Raw genomic sequence first — 18,481 nt, 5'->3', positions numbered from 1 at the left:
CGAGCTCACAACACTCAGAACAGGGTGGGGTTCTCCGGGGCGATGCCGCGCAGGGAGTCGTAGTCGAGCGTCACGCAGGAGATGCCGCGGTCGGTGGCCAGCACCCGCGCCTGGGGCCTGATCTCCTGGGCGGCGAACACGCCCTTGACCGGGGCGAGCAGCGGGTCGCGGTTGAGCAGCTCCAGGTAGCGGGTGAGCTGCTCGACGCCGTCGATCTCGCCCCTGCGCTTGATCTCGACCGCGACCGTGGCGCCGGTGTGGTCGCGGCACAGGATGTCCACCGGGCCGATCGCGGTCGGATACTCGCGCCGGATCAGGCTCCACCCCTCGCCGAGGGTGCCGATGTGCTCGGCCAGGAGCTCCTGGAGGTGCGCCTCGACGCCGTCCTTCTGCAGGCCGGGATCGACGCCCAGCTCGTGGCTGGAGTCGTGCATGACCTCTTCGATGGTGAGGATGAGCTTCTCACCGGTCTTGCCGTGGGTGACGGTCCAGGTCTGGCCGTCCTCGCGCAGCTTGCACGGCGGGTTCATCCAGTTCAGCGGCTTGAACGCGCGGTCGTCGGCATGGATGGAGACGCTGCCGTCGGCCTTCATCAGGATGAGCCTGGGGGCCATGGGCAGATGGGCGGTGAGCCGCCCCACGTAATCCACGCTGCACCGCGCGATGACCAGCCGCATAGCCGATTACCCTACCGTTCCGAAGGCCCGGACCCACCCATGATCTACCTGTCCGTGGTGGGAGACTGGTGTCATGAGCCCCCGCCGATCCCGCCGCATGGACCCGTTCGAACGGGGCAGGGACCGCGGCAGAGGGGGCCTGCCGCCGGCCCGGCCGATCGACGGGCCGCCGCGCGGCATCGACCGCATCGAGGAGTGGCCCGACGGCGAGTGGCGGGTGCGGACCCTGAGCGGCGCCGGCGCGGCCAGGCCGTATCGTTGTCCGGGGTGCGATCAGGTGATCCGCCCGGGTCTGCCGCACATCGTGAGCTGGCCCAACTGGGCCGGAGGCGAACAGGAGCGCAGGCACTGGCACACCGCGTGCTGGCGCAAGCGCCTCGACCGCGGTCACGGCCGCACCCGCTACTGAACGGTCCTAGAGAGGCAGGCAGATGGAGATTCGGGCGTCCACGGTGCTTCCCGCCCGCCGCGAGCCGATCGAGCTGCACACCGCCGACGGGCTCACGCTGGTCGGGGAGCTGGCGCTGCCCGCCGAGCGCCCGCCCGTGGCCACGCTGGTCTGCCTGCACCCGCTGCCCACCCACGGCGGGATGATGGACAGCCACGTGTACCGCAAGGCGGCGTACCGGCTGCCCGCGCTCGCCGACCTCGCCGTGCTCCGCTTCAACACCCGCGGCACCAGCTCCGAGCGCGGCACGTCGCAGGGCGCCTTCGACGGCGGCGAGGGCGAGCGGTACGACGTCGCCGCCGCGCTGGAGTACGCCGAGTTCCACGACCTGCCCCGCCCCTGGCTGGTCGGCTGGTCCTTCGGCACCGAGCTGGCGCTGAAGTGGGGCCGCGACCCGCTGGTGGAGGGCGCCATCCTGCTCTCCCCACCGCTGCGCCGCGCCGGCGACGCCGAGCTGACCGCGTGGGCGGAGTTCGGCAAGCCCCTGATCGCGCTGGTGCCCGAGCACGACGACTACCTCCAGCCGCCGGAGGCCGCCAAGCGCTTCGCGCTCGTGCCGCACGCCGAGGTGATCGGGGTCGAGGGCGCCAAGCACCTGTGGGTGGGCGAGCCGTCGGTGCGCGTGGTGCTCAACGAGATCGTCAAGCGGGTCAACCCGGCCGCCTACCCCCTCCCGACCGAGGTCCCCGAGCCCTAGAATCTTGTTCGGCTCAAGGGTGGACAAGGGAGGCTGACGGCATGCGGGCGTTCGATCTGACAGGCATGAAGGCCATGGTCACGGGGGCCTCGCGCGGCATCGGCCGGGCCATCGCGCTCGCGTACGCCGAGGCCGGGGCCGATCTGGCACTGGTCGCGCGCTCGGCCGAGGCGCTGGCCGAGGTCGCCAAAGAGGTCGAGGCGCTGGGCCGCACCGCGGTGGTGATCCCGTGCGACCTCACCGACCGCGACGCCGCCGCCGCGGCCGTGCACCGCTCGATCGCCGACCTGGGTCAGGTGGACGTCGTGGTGAACAACGCGGGCGGGTCCAACTTCATGGTGCCCTTCCGCGACCTGCGGCTGTCGGGCTGGGACAAGCTGATGCGGCTCAACCTCGACTCCGCCATGGCGGTGTGCCACGCGGTCGCGCCGCACCTCCTCGACCGCGGCTCCGGATCGGTCATCAACGTGGGCTCGGTGGCCGCGGTCAGCGCCCCGATGCTCGCGCCGTACGGCGCCGCCAAGGCCGCGCTCGTCGGGCTGACCAAGACCCTGGCCGTGGAGTGGGGCGGCAGCGGCGTACGCGTGAACGCGCTGTGCCCCGGATGGACCGCCACCGAGCTGAACGAGAACCTGTGGGGCGACGAGGCCACCAGCCGGGCCATGATGGCCAATGTGCCGCTGGGCCGCTGGGCCACCCCGGAGGAGATGGCCGGGCCCGCGGTCTTCCTGGCCGCGCCGGCGTCGTCGTACATGACGGGTCAGGTGCTGTTCATCGACGGCGGCCTGACCGCCAGCGCGGGGTGAACGCGGCGCGACCGGCCGCTGTCCGGCACGCCGGTCAGGATTCGGTCAGGATCGAGTCGGGTCCGGCTTGACCGGTATTGGCCGCAAGGGGTGGCAGTGTGCCGCTCCCGGGTTACGTTGTTCTGCGTGCATCTGTACTTCCGATCAACCGGTCGTGGCATGCCGGTGGTTCTGCTGCATGCCTTCCCGCTGTCGTCGGCGATGTGGCTCGCCCAACGCGAGGGGCTCGCCGGGAGGTGCCGGGTCATCACCCCCGACCTGCGCGGCTTCGGCGGGTCCGTGCTCGATGAGGAGGAGCCGTCGCTGGACGCGATGGCCGACGACGTCGCCCGGCTGCTCGACGCGGAGGGCATCGACCGCGCCGTGATCGGCGGGCACTCCATGGGCGGCTACGTGACCATGGCGTTCTGCCGCCGCCATCCGGAGCGGGTGCTCGGCGTGATCCTGGCGGGCACGAAGGCCGGGGCCGACTCCGAGGCCGCGCGGCTCGCCCGGGAGCGGCTGGCCGAGGCGGTCGTCGCGTCCGGCAGCGGCGTACTGGTGGAGGAGGTCCTGCCCGGCCTGGTGGGAGCGACCACCAAGGCCCGCCGCGGCATGGTCTTCGGCAGGGTACGCGGCCTGGTGCAGGCGGCGCCGCCGCGCGCGGTCGCCTGGGCGGCGCGGGCGATGGCGGCCCGGCCCGACTCCTTCGACACCCTGGCCAAGCTGGCCGTGCCCGCCCTGGTGATGGTGGGGGAGGAGGACGAGCTGGCCCCGGTGCCGGAGGCGCGGGCCATGGCCGAGGCCGCCCCGGACTCCCGCCTGGAGATCGTGGAGAAGGCCGGTCATCTGATCGCGGTCGAGCAGCCCGAGGCGTTCAACCGGATCGTGGCGGGCTTCCTGGCCACCCTCGCGCCCGCGGAGGCGTGACCGCGGCGACGGTCACGCCCGCGCCTGGCGGGGCACCACGACCTCCCGGATGATCAGGGCCAGGGCGGCGGCGACCGGGATCGCGAGCAGCGCGCCCACGATGCCCAGCAGCGTGCCCCCGAACAGCGCGGCGATGACCGTCACCGCGGGCGTCACGTCCACCGAGCGCTTCATCACCCTGGGATAGATCACGTAGTTCTCGACCTGCTGGTAGATCAGGAAGAAGATCGCGCACGCGATGCCCAGGGGCACGGACTGCAGGAACCCGACGCCGGTCACGATCACCGCGCCGATCGTCGCGCCCACGAGCGGGATCAGGTCGGTCACCGCGATCACCAGCGCGAGGGCCAGGGCGTAGTCGGCTCCGGCGACGGTGAGGAACAGCCAGGACAGCACGCCCGCGATCACCGAGATCAGCACGTTGCCGGCGACGTAGCCGCCGATGCCGGTCAGGATCTCATCGCCCATCGCCCGGGTGCGCGGCCGCCGGCTCATCGGCACCAGGAGCAGCAGGTACTCCTTGATGGTGGGCAGCGACCCCAGGAAGTACAGGGTCAGCACCAGCACGGTGAAGCCGGAGAAGATCCCGTTGAGCACCACCGCGCCGGCTCCCACGATGCCCCCGGCCACGGTGGCGGCCAGCCCGCCGCTGGTGATGTACTCCTGGATCCTGGTCAGGAGCTGGTACTCGGCGTCGAGCTGCCGGAGCGTCGGGTTCTGCGTCAGCTCCTCGACGTATCCGGGCACGGCCGAGACGAACGCCGCGGTCTCCTGGCTCACCGGCGGCACGATGGCCAGCCCGAACAGCACGAAGAACGCGATCACCCCGCTGAACACGATCGAGATCGCCCAGCGGCGTCCCATGCCGCGCCGGGTCATCGCCTCCACCACCGGGTTCAGCCCGACCGCGAGGAACATCGCCACGACGATGAGCACGATCACGCTGCGCGCGTTGACCAGCGCCTGGGCCAGCCCGATCGCGGTCAGCACGCCCAGCGCCGCGGTCAGGCCGAACACGAACGGGCTCTTGCCGAACGGCCTGCCCCCCGCCAGCGCCGCGACCGGGTCGTCGGCCGGGCCGAGAGCGGCCCTTCCCGCGTCCCCGGCCGGCACGAGAGCGGCCCTCCCGGCGTCATCGGCCGGTACGGCGGGCCGTCCCGCGTCCTCGGCCGGTACGGCCTCGTGGGCGGGCCGTCCCGCGGCGTCCGCCCGGCCGTCCGCCGGCGCGTCGCCACCATGGAGCGTGGCCTTGCCGCCGTCGGACGCGCCGTCGCCGCCGTCCCGCCCCGGAGCGCCGGCTGCGGCGGCGCTTCCGGGGGCGGGCGCGGTCGTGACGGGGGCGGGGGCGGAGTCGTCCTCGGGAGGACCCGGGGGCTGCTCGGACACGGGGGAAGCGCTCCTTGGGACTCGATCGGGTACGGTCGTACGCCCGTTCGCCGCCTGTTGGTGTTACGTCGTGATACGTGGTGATTTTGTCGGAAATAGTGGGACATGGCGGGCGGTAACGAACGGGGAGAGCCTAGCGACCGATGTGCTCGGTCGCCGGGCTCTCCCCGTCAGCCGTCGTCAATGCCCCGAGATCAGCGGCCCACCGCGGCGTACGCCTGAAGCCCGCGCCGGGTGCGCCTTTCGTACGCGCCTGGTGCTACTCCTGCCACCACTCCGAGTCGTCCTCGGAAGCCGTGCTCTTGGCCGGAGCCGGTGCCGGAGCCGGCGCGGGGGCCGGAGCCGGAGCGGGCGCCGCCGCGGCCACCGGGGCCGGCTTGTCGACGCCGTTGGACGGAGCCAGGGCCGGCTTGGCCGGGGCCGCGGAGATCGCCGGCTCCGGGTCCATGCCCGGCAGCGCCGCGCCGCCGAGGAGCTGGCGGAGCTGGGCGAGGTGGCTGGTGATGCTGTCGCGCTGCCGGGTGAGCTCGTCCACCTGCCGCTGCGCGGAGGAGCGGCTGCGCTCGGCCTCGGCCTTGGCCTCGCTGACGATGGTCTCGGCGCTCGCCTTGGCGTCGGCGACGATCTGGTCGGCGTTCTTCTTGGCGTTGGCCAGCAGTTGCTTGGCGTGGGTGTCGGCCTCGCGCCGGGTCTGCTCGGCCTGCTGGGTGGCCTTGGTGGCGCGCTGCTCGGCCGTCGCGGCCCGCTGCTCGGCCTCGGCGACCAGCTTCTGCGTGGCGGCCTGCGCCGTGGCGTGCCGCTCGGCCTCCTGCCGCTCGGCCTCCTCGCGCCGCGCGGCGAGCTGGATCTCGAACTCGGCCTCGTCCTGCGCCCGCTTGGCCTCGGACTCCTCCAGGACCCGCTGGGCCTGCGCCCGCATCTCGTCGGCCTGCCGCTTGGCGGTGGTGAGGATCTCGTCGCGCTCGCGCTTGGTCGAGGCGCGGAGCTGGGCCACCTCGCGCTCGGTGGTGGTGCGCAGCTTGGCGATCTCGCGCTCGGCGTCGGCGCGCTTCTCGGCCACCTCGTGGTCGGCCGTGGCCCGCAGCTTGGCGACCTCGCGCTCGGTGGTCGAGGTCAGCTCGTCGGCCTCGCGGCGGGCCGTGGAGCGGATCTCCTCCGCGTCGCGCTCGGCGGAGGTGCGCATCTCCTCGGCCTCGCGGGTGGCCAGGGCGCGCTTCTCGGCCGCCTCGTTCTCGGCGTGGGCCCGCATGTCGGCGGCGTCGACCTTGGCCGCGGCCTTGATCTCGTTGGCCTCGGCCCTGGCGGCCTGCACGAGCTCGGTCGCCTGCTCCTCGGCGAGGCGCAGCAACTGCTCGATGCGCGCGCCCAGCCCGGAATACGTCGGGCGTTCCTGCTCTTGAAGCTGACGCTGGGAGTCGGCCAGCTCGCGCTGCAGGTTCTGGATCTGCTCGCGGGCCTGGCGCAGCTCGGTGTCGAGCGTCTTGAGGTGGTCGTGGACCTGGTGCCGGTCATACCCCCGGAGCACCACGTCGAACTCCCGCGCGGGGGCGTCTTCGAAGAAGTTGTTGAGCTGGGCGTCGATGTCGGACTGCATGGAGGCTCGATCCTGGGTTGTCGAGACGGCTACACGGGCCGGACGGGGGAGCGGACTTCCGGGGCGGGGAGCCCGAGCCCGGTGCGCGCTCGCGCGCACGCACCGACAGCGGATCCACGTCCGGTGGTAGGCAGCGTACTCCGCCGCTGCCGCGTTGGAGGCCCCCTCAGACTTTCTGCGCGACTTGTTACGTATGAACGTTTTTTCGCTGCGCCCCAGCGACTAGGATGATCTCCTTGGTGCCTCGACCAGCTCCGTCAGGACCCCTCCGACGTCCTTCGGATGGAGAAAGGCTATCGCGGCGCCCATCGATCCGTGCCGCGGACGCGAATCGATCAGTCGTACGCCCTTGCCCGCGATCTCCTGCAGCGCCCTGGTCACGTCGGCGACACCGTACCCGATGTGGTGCACGCCCTCGCCCCGCTTGGCCAGGAACTTGCCGACGGCGGTCTCGGGGCTCAGCGGTTCGAGCAACTGCACGTACGACGCGCCGCCCTCGCCCTCGGCCACGTGCAGCATCGCCTCCTTCACCCCCTGCTCCTCGTTGACCTCGCGGCTCACCACCGTGAGGCCGAACGTGGACTCGTAGAAGGCGATCTTCTCCTCCAGGTCGTGGCAGGCGATGCCCACATGGTCGATGCGCAGAAACATGTGTCCTACCTCCATGGCAAGCGCCGAAGTGCTCCTGGGTATCGTGTCAAAGTCGCCGACACTCCTTTCACGCGGAGGCAGTGATGTCCGGTTCCGTCATCGTCGCAGGGGCCCGCACGCCCATCGGCCGCCTGCTGGGCTCCCTGAGCGGGATGTCCGCCGTCGAGTTGGGCGGCATCGCGATCAAGGCCGCGCTGGAGCGTTCCGGCGTCGCCCCCGAGGCCGTCCAGTACGTCATCATGGGCCAGGTGCTCCAGGCCGGCGCGGGCCAGATCCCCTCCCGCCAGGCGGCCGTCAAGGCGGGCATCCCGATGACGGTCCCGTCGCTGACCATCAACAAGGTGTGCCTGTCGGGCCTCGACGCCATCGCGCTGGCCGACCAGCTCATCAGGGCGGGCGAGTTCGACATCGTGGTCGCGGGCGGCATGGAGTCCATGACCAACGCGCCGCACCTGCTGCCGGGCCTGCGCAAGGGCGTCAAGTACGGCGGCGCCGACATTCTGGACTCGATGGCCTTCGACGGGCTCACCGACGTCTTCGACCAGATCGCCATGGGCGAGTCCACCGAGCGGCACAACAAGCGCCTGGGGCTCACCCGCGAGGAGCAGGACTCCCTCTCCGTCCGCTCCCACCAGCTCGCCGCCGCCGCGGCCAAGGACGGCGTGTTCGACGACGAGATCGTCCCGGTCTCGATCCCGCAGCGCAAGGGCGAGCCCATCTCGTTCGCCGCCGACGAGGGCGTCCGCCCCGACACCACCGTCGAGGCGCTGGCCAAGCTGCGCCCGGCCTTCGCCCCCGACGGCACCATCACCGCCGGGTCCAGCTCGCAGATCTCCGACGGCGCGTGCGCGGTCGTGGTGATGTCCAAGGCCAAGGCCGAGGAGCTGGGCCTGGAGTGGCTGGCCGAGATCGGCGCCCACGGCAACGTGGCGGGCCCCGACAACAGCCTCCAGTCCCAGCCCGCCAACGCGATCAAGCACGCCCTGGGCAAGCAGGGCCTGTCCGTCTCCGACCTCGACCTCGTCGAGATCAACGAGGCGTTCGCCGCGGTCGTGCTCCAGTCGGTCAAGGAGCTGGGCGTCCCGCTCGACATCGTCAACGTCAACGGCGGCGGCATCGCCATGGGCCATCCCATCGGCGCCTCCGGCGCCCGCATCGTCCTCACCCTCGCCCACGAGCTCAAGCGCCGCGGCGGCGGCCTCGGCGCCGCCGGCCTCTGCGGCGGCGGCGGCCAGGGCGACGCCCTCATCCTCCGCGTCCCCACCACCTCCTCCTGACCGCCATGCCCCCGCCCCCGGAACGGCCCCCGCCCGACTCGGGCGCGGGTCGTGCCTGGACCGAGGGAAGGCGTGACCCTGTGGGGCGGCCGAGTCCGCCCGTGCGGAGCACGGGCCGTGGGCACAGCCTTGAGCTTGTCGAGCAGGCGCGGGCGGGGCGGGTGCGGGCGGTGGCTCGGCTGATCTCGCTGGTGGAGGACGGGGCGCCGGAGGTTCGGGAGATCACGGCGGAGCTGTGTGCGGCGGCGGGGGAGCGGCCGCCGCCGTGGGTCGTCGGGCTGACCGGGGCGCCTGGCGTGGGGAAGTCGACGTCGACGTCGATGCTGGTGCGGGGGTTCCGGGAGCGGGGGCTCCGGGTGGGGGTGCTCGCGGTCGATCCGTCCAGCCCGTTCACCGGTGGGGCGCTGCTGGGCGACCGGGTTCGCATGCAGGACCACGCGACCGACCCCGAGGTGTTCATCCGGTCCATGGCCAGCCGGGGGCACCTCGGCGGGCTGGCCTGGGCCACGCCGCAGGCGACCCGGGTGCTCGCGGCGGCGGGGTGCGAGGTGATCCTGATCGAGACCGTGGGCGTCGGGCAGGCCGAGGTGGACGTCGCCTCGCTGGCCGACACCACGATCGTGCTGGTCGCGCCGGGCATGGGCGACGGTGTGCAGGCGGCCAAGGCGGGCATCCTGGAGATCGCCGACGTGTTCGTGGTCAACAAGGCCGACCGCGACGGCGCCCAGGCCGCGATCCGCGACCTGCGCAACATGATCGCCCTGGTGGAGCGGCCGTGGAAGCCGCCCATCGTGCCCACCGTCGCCGTACGCGGCGAGGGCGCGGACGATCTGCTCGACGCGCTCGACCGACACCTGCGCCATCTGGAGGAGTCGGGCGAGCTGGCCCGCAGGCGGCTGGCGCGGGCGCGCGACGAGATCGAGTCGATCGCGGTGACCGCCCTGCGCTCCCGGTTCTCCGTGCACGGCGATGCCCGGCTCGACTCCCTGGCCGCCGAGGTGGTCGCGGGCGCCACCGACCCCTACACCGCCGCCGACGCCCTGCTCGCCACCCTGCCCTCCTGAGCGCCGCCCGCGCCTTCGTCAAGGCGGCGGGTCAGGGTCAGGGCCAGGGTCAGGGCTCGTCGGCGTACTTGACGGTCACCTTGGTGAAGCCGAGCGACTTGAGCAGGCCCTCCAGCATGATCTTGGTGTTCTGGTCGGCGCGGGCGCGCAGGTCGCTCGCCGCCGCCGCGTCGGCGATCTTGCGTTCGGCCAGCACGTAGAGCTCCTGCTGGTTCTGCGGCGAGGAGGACAGGAAGTCCTGCACCCGGTCCAGGATGCCGCGCTGCTGGTGGTAGGTGTAGGACCGCTTGTTGTCCAGGCTCGGCTTCTCCAACTGGGCGCGCGGCAGCCGTACGGTGACCTCGGTGCGGTCGGCGTTCATCGAGATCGCGCCCGCGGTCAGCCCGGCGAAGTCGACGTACGCGTCCACGCTGCCCGCGCCCACGAACAGCGTGCGCGTGCCCTTGATCGCGTCGGGCAGGAACGCGGCGTCCTTCTCCAGGTCCACCACCACCTGGAAGTTGCCGGTCGCGGCCTCGAACCTGCTGAGGTCCTGGATCGACTGCAACAGGGCCGGCTGGCTGCGGTCGATCGCCCGCTCGCCGAAGGGGTCGAGCCAGGCCCAGGTGAGCCTGGCGCCCACGACGAGCAGGGCGACGATGACGAGGAAGCCGGCGAGCAGGCGCCAGGCGCGCCTGCTCCTGCGGGGTGCGTCGTCGGTGGGGGCCGCCGGCGCGTCGGGGGGAGTGGGAGCCTTGGGCGTCACAACGGTTCTCCTTCCCCGGGGCGGGACCTTCTCACATGGATCTGATCGTTCCCGGCCATTCTCGTTGATCTTCCGGCATGTACTGAGATGGCCGGTGAACCAGGGGTTCGTGGGGCGCGCGCCGGGAGGGATCGGAGCGCTGCCGCACGGCCTCGCGGCGGGTGCGCTCGGCCTCGCGGCGTCCCGGGTCGCCGTGGCGGAGGGCGTCGCGCCCGCGCATGGCCGGATCGCCGGGCCGCTCCTCGCCCGACCCGTGGCTCGGGTCGGCGGTGGGGGCCCCGTCGATCGGGTCGCCGGCGCGCGCGGTGCCCAGCGGCGCCGCCGTCGTGCCCGGCGCCGGGGCGAGCGGGGCCGGGGTCTCGGGGGCGGGCCGCCGCGGCGCGGCGGGCACGCCCGAGGGCACGCCCTGCTCGCGCGCCGTGCCGCCCGGGTTGCCCTCGGCGCCGGTGCTGGGAACTTCCGGGGCGACGGGCATGTGCGAGCCGGGCGCCTGGCCCCCGGCCGTCCCGGTACGCTGCCCGGGCGCGGCCTCGGCCCAGGGCCGGGGCCCGCCGAAGTGCTCCTCGCGCAGCGTGCAGCGGGTGAAGTCGGTGTAGTACATGCGCAGCCAGCCGCGCCGCTGCGACTCGGTCATGCCGCTGAAGTAGCCGACGGCGTACCGGTGCTCGGGCAGGTGGCCGGGCGGCAGCGGGTCGCCGCGCAGCCAGGCCATGACGATCGCGCGGTATCCGGCCGAGACGGGGTCGGTGCACTTCTGGGCCAGGCTGTCGAGGTATTCGGCCACGGCCTCGTCGGCGAACCCGGCGGCGAGGTCGTCCACGTGCACCGGCACGGTGCCCGGCCCGAGGCCGCCGCGCTCGCGCCGGGGCCGCTGCTCGACCCGGGTGAACTCCCCCGGCGTGCCCGCCAGCCGCGAGGCGACCGTGGTGAACGCCGCGCCCAGGTCGGTGAGGCCGCCGCGCATGCCGGGGTGCACGCAGACCGTGATCGGCCACTCCTGGCAGCTGTAGACGACCGGCTGGGCCGAGGTGGGCACGGGCGCGCTCACCAGCCGCGCGACCCCGGTCGCCGCCGCCAGTACGGCGAGCCCCGCCCCGGCGAGCACGAGCGCCTGGCGGGTGACCAGCGCCGCCCAGCCGAGCAGCAGCGCGGCGCTCACGCCGATCAGCCACAGGGTCTGGTCGGTGAGCGCCGCGGCGCTCAGCCCCTGGAACACGTCGTACGGCTCCTGTGTGGCGGGCGCCAGCCTGTCGGCCCAGCTCGATCCGGTGATCAGCCAGGTGAACAGCCCGTAGCAGCCCAGCGCGGCCAGCACCGGAGTGCCGTGCCAGGGCAGCAGCCAGCCCGCGATCCAGCCGATCACGACGTACAGGGTCAGGCCCGCCATGCCCATGGCCAGCCCGCTGGGCGGCAGCTTGCCCGCCTGCTCGGTGAGCACGCCGCGGGCGGCCAGCACCATCACCGTGGCGGCGAACGAGCCCGCGACCACGCCCATGATCGCCAGCGGGACCTTCATCGCCTGCCAGGCGGTCAGCGGCGGCCGCCGCGCCGCCCACCTGCGCCGCCTGGTCAGCGCGCGGCGCTTGCGCAGCGCCACCCAGGAGGCGAACGCCGCCGCCACCGGCCCGGTCAGCCGCAGCGAGCCGATGACGGCCACGACGATGTTCTCCCACGCGTCTACACCCGGAATGAGGACGCTCCACGCGGCCATGAGCCCGAGCGCGAGCAGGACGGTGACGGTGACCGCCGCGCTCTGCCTGAGCTCCGCGCGCGAGACGCCCCGGTGCCTACGCACGGGCGCGCGTGCGCCGGCGCTTCGCGCACGCTTCGCCGCCCCGGGGCGCGCACCGACCGGTACGCGCGCACGTCCTGCCGATCTCGCGGGTCCCGTCGCCCCCTGATGGCGACCTGCTAGTCATCAAGCACCCCCCGTGCCGTGCGTGACCCGGCCGCGCCCGGCGCTGCGCCCAGCCCGGCGCCGATCCCCATCGGCGCCGCCCCGGCCTGCGCCCCCGCAGGCCCGGCTGGGCGGGACGGCGGCGGACACACCCGTCCCGTCGCGCGGCCGCTTGGCCTCGGCCTCACCAATCCGTGCGAGAACCATAACTGAACGTGATGTTTCGCGTACGGCTTCTTTGGTCAAGCCGCGAATTCGGCTACGCAACGTAAGCGGGCGAACCGGGACGAGGCCGCGCTACCGTAATCGCTGTGCCTACCGGTCAGCCCAAGTCGTTGAACTTGCCGTTCGATCCGATCGAGCGTGCCGCGGAGTCGTGGCGCGTTCACTTCGGACCGTCTTCGGCCATGGCCGCCGTCACATCGATCATGAGAGCGCACCAGATCCTGTTGTCGCAACTGGACGCGCTGCTCAAGCCCCATGACTTGACCTTCGCCCGGTACGAGGCATTGGTGCTGCTCACCTTCAGCAAAGCCGGCTCGCTGCCGCTGTCCAAGATCGGTGAGCGGCTGATGGTCCATCCCACCAGCGTGACCAACACCGTGGACCGCCTGGAACGCTCCGGCCTGGTCCGCCGCCTGCGCAACCCGCGCGACGGGCGCGGCGTGCTCGCCGAGATCACCCCGGCGGGCCGCGACGTCGTGCGCCGGGCCACGGACGACCTGATGGGCGCGGGCTTCTGCATGGACATGTACGGCGAGGCGGAGCTTGAGGCGATGTTCGAGCAGTTGCGGACGCTGCGGGTGGCCGCGGGCGACTTCGTGCCGCCGGCCGCCTAGGATAGTCGGACGTCCTAGTTTTTTCGCGGCCGGGAGGCGACATGGACGCCACGGAGATCGAAGAAGGACGCCGCCGCTGGCAGGAGCGCTACGACCGCTCGCGCAGGCGCGAGGGTGAGTTCCGCACGCTGTCCGGCCTGGAGGTGGAGCCCGTCTACGGCCCGCCCCCGGGCACGGCCGACCCCAGGTTCGCCCGCATCGGCTGGCCGGGCGAGTACCCGTTCACCCGCGGCCTGTACGCCACCGGCTACCGGGGCAAGCCCTGGACGATCCGCCAGTTCGCCGGGTTCGGCAACGCCAGGCAGACCAACGAGCGCTACAAGATGATCCTCGGCGCGGGCGGCGGCGGGCTGTCGGTCGCGTTCGACATGCCCACGCTGATGGGCCGCGACTCCGACGACCCGCGCTCCCTGGGCGAGGTCGGCCACTGCGGCGTCGCCGTCGATTCCGCCGCCGACATGGACGTCCTGTTCGACGGCATCCCGCTCGGCGAGGTCACCACGTCCATGACGATCAGCGGACCGGCCGTGCCGATCTTCTGCATGTACCTCGTGGCCGCCGAGCGGCAGGGCGTGCCGATCGGCTCGCTCGACGGCACGCTGCAGACCGACATCTTCAAGGAGTACATCGCGCAGAAGGAGTGGCTGTTCGCCCCCGAGCCCCATCTGCGGCTGATCGGCGACCTGATGGAGTTCTGCGCGGCCGAGATCCCGGCGTACAAGCCGCTGTCGGTCTCCGGCTACCACATCCGCGAGGCCGGGGCCACGGCGGCGCAGGAGCTGGCGTACACGCTGGCCGACGGCTTCGGCTACGTCGAGCTGGGCCTGTCGCGCGGTCTCGACGTGGACGTGTTCGCGCCCGGCCTGTCGTTCTTCTTCGACGCGCACATCGACTTCTTCGAGGAGATCGCCAAGTTCCGGGCCGCGCGCCGCATCTGGGCCCGGTGGATGCGCGATGTGTACGGCGCGCGCACCGAGCGGGCGCAGTGGCTGCGCTTCCACACCCAGACGGCCGGGGTGTCGCTCACCGCGCAGCAGCCCGACAACAACATCGTCCGCACCGCGATCGAGGCCCTGGCGGCGGTGCTGGGCGGCACCAACTCACTGCACACCAACGCCCTGGACGAGGTGCTGGCGCTGCCGTCGGAGAAGGCCGCGGAGATCGCGCTGCGCACCCAGCAGGTCATCATGGAGGAGACCGAGGTGGCCAACGTCGCCGACCCGCTCGGCGGCTCCTGGTACGTCGAGGCGCTCACCGACCGGCTGGAGGCCGAGGCCGAGGCCGTCTTCGTCAAGATCCGCGACATGGGCGGCGACGGCACGATGACGGCCGGCATCCTGCGCGGCATCGAGGACGGCTGGTTCATGTCCGAGATCGCCGAGGCGGCCTTCGACTACCAGCGCAAGCTGGAGAAGGGCGAGAAGAAGATCGTCGGGGTGAACTGCCACACGGCCACGGTGGAGCAGCCGCTGGAGATCCTGCGGGTCGGCCACGAGGTCGAGCGCGAGCAGACCCGGGTGCTCGCCGCCCGCCGCGCCGCCCGCGACCAGGCGGCCGTGGACGCGGCCCTGGCGCGCATGGTCCAGGCGGCCCGCGGCACCGAGAACATGATCCCGCCGATGATGGCCGCCGTCCGCGCCGAGGCCACGCTGGGCGAGATCTGCGACGCCCTGCGCGCGGAGTGGGGCACGTACGCCGAGCCGCCGCGCTTCTGATCCCCGCGCTCATGCGCTTGTGAACGGGAAGAACCGCGCCCCCGGGGGCAGGATGGGTGACCCCCGGGGGACGCGGTGGCTCTACTCGGTGGTGGTGTGCTACGGGGTCGTGAACTGGTAGTACAGCGGGCCGTCCAGGCGCCAGCCGGGCTCGTTGGCCAGGATCTTGTCCTTGTGCGACTCGATGGCCAGGCGCCACTTGCCCTGGTTGCTCAGCCGGAAGATCTCGACTCCGCCGCCGGCCGCCCCGGCGGAGGCGGGGGCGTACGCGAGCACGCCCTCGTACCGGAACCTGCCGGAGGCGACGAGCCTGTCCCGCTCGTCGGTGGAACCGGTCACCAGGTAGGAGGCGCGGGCGGTGGAGCGCAGCCGGTACAGCGGCTTGAGGCCGGGACCCGCCGACGTCGAGACGTAGTACAGCGGCGTCTGCGTCGGCCTGAAGCCGTGCTTGGTGATCGCGCTCTCCCGCTCGGTCGCGCTGGCGGTGTAGAAGAAGCCGCCGTCCTTGGTGACGAGCTCGTACATCTTGACCCGCGCGACCGCGACCGAGCCGTCGGCGCTCGCGGTCCGGACGCTCGCGGCGGCGGGCTGCGCGGCGACCACGGCGGGAAGCGTCGCGCCGAGCGCCAGGGCGAGGCCGGCCGCGAGCGGGCGGCCGATGACGCGGGCGAGTGAGAACGGCATCCGGAAGGTCCTCCTGGTTCTTCGCTTGGGGCGGCCAGTCTGGCGGCTCCCGGAAGGCCCGGAGTTCCGCTTCACGGAATGTGGGAATGACCGGTTCGATTACTTCCAGGTTCTTTGAAGGATTCGTCCCACAAAGAAATGATTCGTTATGGTGCTGCAACGGGACCAGAGCGGAGCGACTGCGGGAGTACTGCGGGGGTATGGTGCAGCGCACACAACCTGGGGTGTGGAGTGAGCTGCGGATCGGGCCCACTCCACAGGTGAGCGTATCGATATCGCCGCAGGTCACGACATTGGCGGTATTAGCCGATGCTGTCGCGGGACGGCGCAGGGGGCTGCCCGAACCGTGGCGGCGCGCCGTGCAGGAGGCGGTCGCCCCCGAGGGGTGGGAGGCGACCCGCCCCCTCGGCGTGCCCGGCCACTCCGTGGCGCCCGACAGCATCGTGCCGCTGACCCCGGTCGGCGACATCCCGGTGGAGTTCCAGGTCGCCTGGCTGCGCGACGTGCCGCCGGAGGTCCTGATGGAGGACCTGGAGCAGGCGTTCGGCGGCGAGAACGTGCCGACCCACTGGCAGGCGGCGGTGGCTCACCCGAAGCGGTGGCTGCACGGCTACGCGACGGCCGTGGACAACGTCTGGTCGGTGGTGGAGCCGCTGTGGCAGCGGGCGCGGCAGGCGCTGGACCGCGAGGTCGAGCGCGTCGGGGCGGCCGTCGTACGGGGCGGGCTCGACGCGCTGCTCGGCACGCTCAGCGACCGCATCGTCTACACCGGCGGGGCCCTGCGCATCAGCGACCTCCAGCCCAGCGGATACGACCTGGGGGAGCGCCGCCTCGTCCTGGTGCCCACCCTGGCCGGCCGCGACTCGGTCATCGTCAACCTGGACAACCCCGGCATGGTGTGGATCGCCTACCCCGTCCCCGGGGCCGACAGGCTCTGGTACGACCAAGGCGAGCAGCGCCGCGGGGAAGAACTGGCCGCGGTCCTGGGCGACGTACGCGCCGGCCTGCTCGCCGCGCTGGCCCGCCCCACCACCATGAGCCGCCTCGCCGGCCAGGCCGGCACGGTGCCCAGCGCGATCACCTACCACTGCGACCGCCTGGCCGCCGCGGGCCTGATCACCCGCGAGCGCCGCGGCCGCGAGGTCTGGGTCTCCCGCACCCGCCGCGGCGACGCGCTCCTGGACCTGTTCGAGCTCTAGCCATCCGCGCTGTGGCCATTTGCGGGGACAAGCGCCCCGCCGCGTACGGTGACCCATGACTATGCGGCAGGATTGGGGTATGAGCCCAGCGGACTTCAATCGACCCGGATCGCTCTACGGCGCCGTGGACCTCGGCGCGCGCAAGCAGGCACTCGAAGCACAGGCGCGCCGAGAGGCCGCCGCCGCCCAGGGCCAGCAGGCCGGCGGCGCGGGAGCGGGCACGAACGTCATCGACGTGACCGACGCCACCTTCTCCGCCGAGGTGATCGAGCGCTCCATGCGCACCCCGGTCATCCTCGACCTGTGGGCCACCTGGTGCGAGCCGTGCAAGAAGCTCAGCCCGATCCTGGAGAAGCTGGCGGCCGAGGCGGGCGGGCGCTGGATCCTGGCCAAGGTCGACGTCGACGCCAGCCCTCAGGTCAGCCAGGCGCTGCGGGTGCAGAGCATCCCCACCGTACTCGCGATCTTCCAGGGCCAGGCGGTGACCGGCTTCCAGGGCGCCCTCCCCGAGGCCCAGGTGCGCCAGTGGCTCGACCAGCTCATGGAGGCCCTGGCCCAGTACCTCCCGCCGCCCGGTGCCGAGGCCGGCCAGGAGGCCCAGGGCCAGCAGCCGCCCGGCGACCCCGACCTGCTCGCCGCCGAGCAGGCCATCGACCGCGGCGACATGGCGGCGGCCAAGGCGGCCTACGAGCGCGTGCTCGCCCGCCAGCCCGCCAACGAGGACGCCAAGATGGGCCTGGCCGGCCTCGGCCTGATCGCCCGCACCGAGGGCCTCGACCCCGCCGACGTCCAGCGCCGCGCCGGCGACCCGGCCGACCTCGACGCCCAGCTCCAGATGGCCGACCTGGAGATGCTCTCCGGCGCCGTGGACAAGGCATTCGACCGGCTGATCGGCGTGATCAAGCGCACCTCCGGCGCCGACCGCGACAAGGTACGCGTCCACCTGCTCGGCCTGTTCGAGACCCTCCCCGCAGGAGACCCGGTCCTGGCCTCGGCCCGCCGCTCCCTGGCCAGCGCCCTCTTCTGAGCGACGCCCGGGGGCCTTCGCTCCGCTCGGACGCTCATCCCGGGGCCGGGCTCCCCGCCCGGCCCCGCGACCCGGCCCAGGTCCTGCCGGCCCGGCTGACCTGCCGCTCCTGGCGCATCGCGGGCGCTAAGCCGTACGTCGCCCCATGACGAGGTCGGCGGGGATGCGGACCGGCAGGCACAACGTCTGGCCGTGCGCCCGGAACAAGGCGTCGCGGGAGCTGAACCACCCCAGATCGGCCAGCACGTGGCCGGACAGATCGCATGACGAGCAGGTCACGCCGTCCCAGTCCACGGCGGTACGGGCGACCGCGTCGAACAGCGTCTCGCCCCCGGTGTTGCTGAACCCGCCCCCCTGCCGCAACGTGCTCAGGTCGCCGTACAACTCCGAGACCGGCACCCAGCGGCCGGCGAGCAGGAACTCCGGCCAGGCGAGCACCACACGGCGTGGGACCAGCGCCCGCAACCGGGGAAAGCGCGCGTGCCAGAAGCGCCCGTCCACGAGCAACCCCCTCACCCGGCTGGCGATCCCGCACGCCCGCGCCACCGCTTCCAGCAGCGCCAGCCGCTGGCTGCACGATCCACGACCGAGGAGGAGGGTTCTGGAGACGGGCTGCTTCTCGTTCATCGCATACACCGGACGAACCCGCGCGGCGATGAGCCGGTGGGCCGTGATCAGCAGATCCCGCTCGGTCCCCGCGCTCGTGCCCCGAACCTCGGCCGCCAGCTCCAGAACCCGGGGATGGCCCCAATCCAGGATGGGGGTGGCCGCCGGCCCGCCCTCGACCGCTTCCCGGGGCGGTCCGGCAGGCCGAGGGCACCATGACCCCGAGAGGAACGGCTTCACGATGTGATCCTACGGGCGAC

18 protein-coding genes are annotated in these 18,481 nt (G+C 72.7%); 10 read left to right on the top strand and 8 right to left on the bottom strand.

Features of this window, described 5'->3' with window-relative positions; all coding sequences use genetic code 11:
• Positions 1–14 precede the first annotated feature (14 nt).
• On the bottom strand, positions 15–677 hold the full coding sequence (nucS, locus tag HNP84_RS38060; protein WP_185054891.1) for an endonuclease NucS: 663 nt from the start codon (positions 675–677) through the stop codon (positions 15–17).
• Between the two features lie 73 nt (positions 678–750).
• Here nucS and HNP84_RS38055 point away from each other — a divergent pair, with 73 nt between their 5' ends.
• The 4 genes from HNP84_RS38055 to HNP84_RS38040 all read left to right on the top strand — a co-directional run bounded on the left by HNP84_RS38055 (position 751) and on the right by HNP84_RS38040 (position 3,537).
• Complete coding sequence (locus tag HNP84_RS38055) at positions 751–1,086, top strand: Rv1322 family protein (RefSeq protein WP_185054890.1); 336 nt, start codon at positions 751–753, stop codon at positions 1,084–1,086.
• 22 nt (positions 1,087–1,108) lie between these two features.
• Positions 1,109–1,822: an alpha/beta hydrolase gene (locus HNP84_RS38050; RefSeq protein ID WP_185054889.1), complete on the top strand. Its 714-nt coding sequence runs from the start codon at positions 1,109–1,111 to the stop codon at positions 1,820–1,822.
• A gap of 41 nt (positions 1,823–1,863) precedes the next feature.
• Positions 1,864–2,628, top strand: a complete 765-nt coding sequence (locus HNP84_RS38045) for an SDR family NAD(P)-dependent oxidoreductase (protein ID WP_185054888.1) — start codon at positions 1,864–1,866, stop codon at positions 2,626–2,628.
• A 159-nt stretch (positions 2,629–2,787) separates the two neighbouring features.
• Positions 2,788–3,537, top strand: a complete 750-nt coding sequence (locus HNP84_RS38040; RefSeq protein ID WP_185054887.1) for an alpha/beta fold hydrolase — start codon at positions 2,788–2,790, stop codon at positions 3,535–3,537.
• A gap of 12 nt (positions 3,538–3,549) precedes the next feature.
• Here the strand turns inward: HNP84_RS38040 and HNP84_RS38035 are convergent, their stop codons facing one another.
• The 3 genes from HNP84_RS38035 to mce form a co-directional block, all read right to left on the bottom strand.
• Positions 3,550–4,923 carry an AI-2E family transporter gene (locus HNP84_RS38035; protein ID WP_185054886.1) on the bottom strand — a complete coding sequence of 458 codons (1,374 nt, stop codon included), beginning with the start codon at positions 4,921–4,923 and terminating at the stop codon, positions 3,550–3,552.
• Positions 4,924–5,182: 259 nt separating this feature from the next.
• A complete protein-coding gene (locus HNP84_RS38030; protein WP_185054885.1) occupies positions 5,183–6,517 on the bottom strand; it encodes a DivIVA domain-containing protein in 1,335 nt (444 codons plus the stop codon).
• 222 nt (positions 6,518–6,739) lie between these two features.
• The gene (gene mce, locus HNP84_RS38025) at positions 6,740–7,168 is read right to left on the bottom strand and encodes a methylmalonyl-CoA epimerase (protein WP_185054884.1); all 429 of its coding nucleotides are present in this window, start codon (positions 7,166–7,168) and stop codon (positions 6,740–6,742) included.
• 83 nt (positions 7,169–7,251) lie between these two features.
• Here mce and HNP84_RS38020 point away from each other — a divergent pair, with 83 nt between their 5' ends.
• Together HNP84_RS38020 and meaB are read left to right on the top strand one after the other, a co-directional pair.
• Positions 7,252–8,445: an acetyl-CoA C-acetyltransferase gene (locus tag HNP84_RS38020; protein ID WP_185054883.1), complete on the top strand. Its 1,194-nt coding sequence runs from the start codon at positions 7,252–7,254 to the stop codon at positions 8,443–8,445.
• 101 nt (positions 8,446–8,546) lie between these two features.
• Positions 8,547–9,509 carry a methylmalonyl Co-A mutase-associated GTPase MeaB gene (meaB, locus tag HNP84_RS38015; protein ID WP_312926675.1) on the top strand — a complete coding sequence of 321 codons (963 nt, stop codon included), beginning with the start codon at positions 8,547–8,549 and terminating at the stop codon, positions 9,507–9,509.
• A 49-nt stretch (positions 9,510–9,558) separates the two neighbouring features.
• Here meaB and HNP84_RS38010 read toward each other — a convergent pair whose 3' ends face one another.
• Positions 9,559–10,254 (bottom strand): DUF4230 domain-containing protein, encoded by a 696-nt coding sequence (locus HNP84_RS38010; RefSeq protein WP_312926673.1) that lies wholly within the window; start codon positions 10,252–10,254, stop codon positions 9,559–9,561.
• A gap of 31 nt (positions 10,255–10,285) precedes the next feature.
• Positions 10,286–12,049, bottom strand: a complete 1,764-nt coding sequence (locus HNP84_RS38005; protein WP_185054881.1) for a hypothetical protein — start codon at positions 12,047–12,049, stop codon at positions 10,286–10,288.
• Positions 12,050–12,486: 437 nt separating this feature from the next.
• On the opposite strand from HNP84_RS38005, the gene HNP84_RS38000 reads away from it, so the two are divergent.
• Positions 12,487–12,990 (top strand): MarR family winged helix-turn-helix transcriptional regulator, encoded by a 504-nt coding sequence (locus tag HNP84_RS38000; RefSeq protein ID WP_221337280.1) that lies wholly within the window; start codon positions 12,487–12,489, stop codon positions 12,988–12,990.
• Positions 12,991–13,031: 41 nt separating this feature from the next.
• Positions 13,032–14,705, top strand: a complete 1,674-nt coding sequence (gene icmA / locus HNP84_RS37995; RefSeq protein WP_185054880.1) for a coenzyme B12-dependent isobutyryl-CoA mutase large subunit — start codon at positions 13,032–13,034, stop codon at positions 14,703–14,705.
• Between the two features lie 99 nt (positions 14,706–14,804).
• Here icmA and HNP84_RS37990 read toward each other — a convergent pair whose 3' ends face one another.
• Complete coding sequence (locus tag HNP84_RS37990; RefSeq protein WP_185054879.1) at positions 14,805–15,389, bottom strand: hypothetical protein; 585 nt, start codon at positions 15,387–15,389, stop codon at positions 14,805–14,807.
• A 260-nt stretch (positions 15,390–15,649) separates the two neighbouring features.
• Between HNP84_RS37990 and HNP84_RS37985 the strand changes: the two genes are divergently transcribed.
• Positions 15,650–16,588, top strand: a complete 939-nt coding sequence (locus HNP84_RS37985; protein WP_185054878.1) for an ArsR/SmtB family transcription factor — start codon at positions 15,650–15,652, stop codon at positions 16,586–16,588.
• A 79-nt stretch (positions 16,589–16,667) separates the two neighbouring features.
• Entirely contained in the window at positions 16,668–17,615 is a 948-nt protein-coding gene (locus HNP84_RS37980) for a tetratricopeptide repeat protein (RefSeq protein ID WP_185054877.1), read from the top strand.
• Positions 17,616–17,741: 126 nt separating this feature from the next.
• Here HNP84_RS37980 and HNP84_RS37975 read toward each other — a convergent pair whose 3' ends face one another.
• On the bottom strand, positions 17,742–18,461 hold the full coding sequence (locus tag HNP84_RS37975) for a transglutaminase domain-containing protein (protein WP_345600048.1): 720 nt from the start codon (positions 18,459–18,461) through the stop codon (positions 17,742–17,744).
• Between the last annotated feature and the right edge of the window lie 20 nt (positions 18,462–18,481).

It is taken from the genome of Thermocatellispora tengchongensis (assembly GCF_014202315.1).
Lineage (GTDB): Bacteria > Actinomycetota > Actinomycetes > Streptosporangiales > Streptosporangiaceae > Thermocatellispora > Thermocatellispora tengchongensis.
This window is presented reverse-complemented; position numbering and strand designations above follow the sequence as displayed.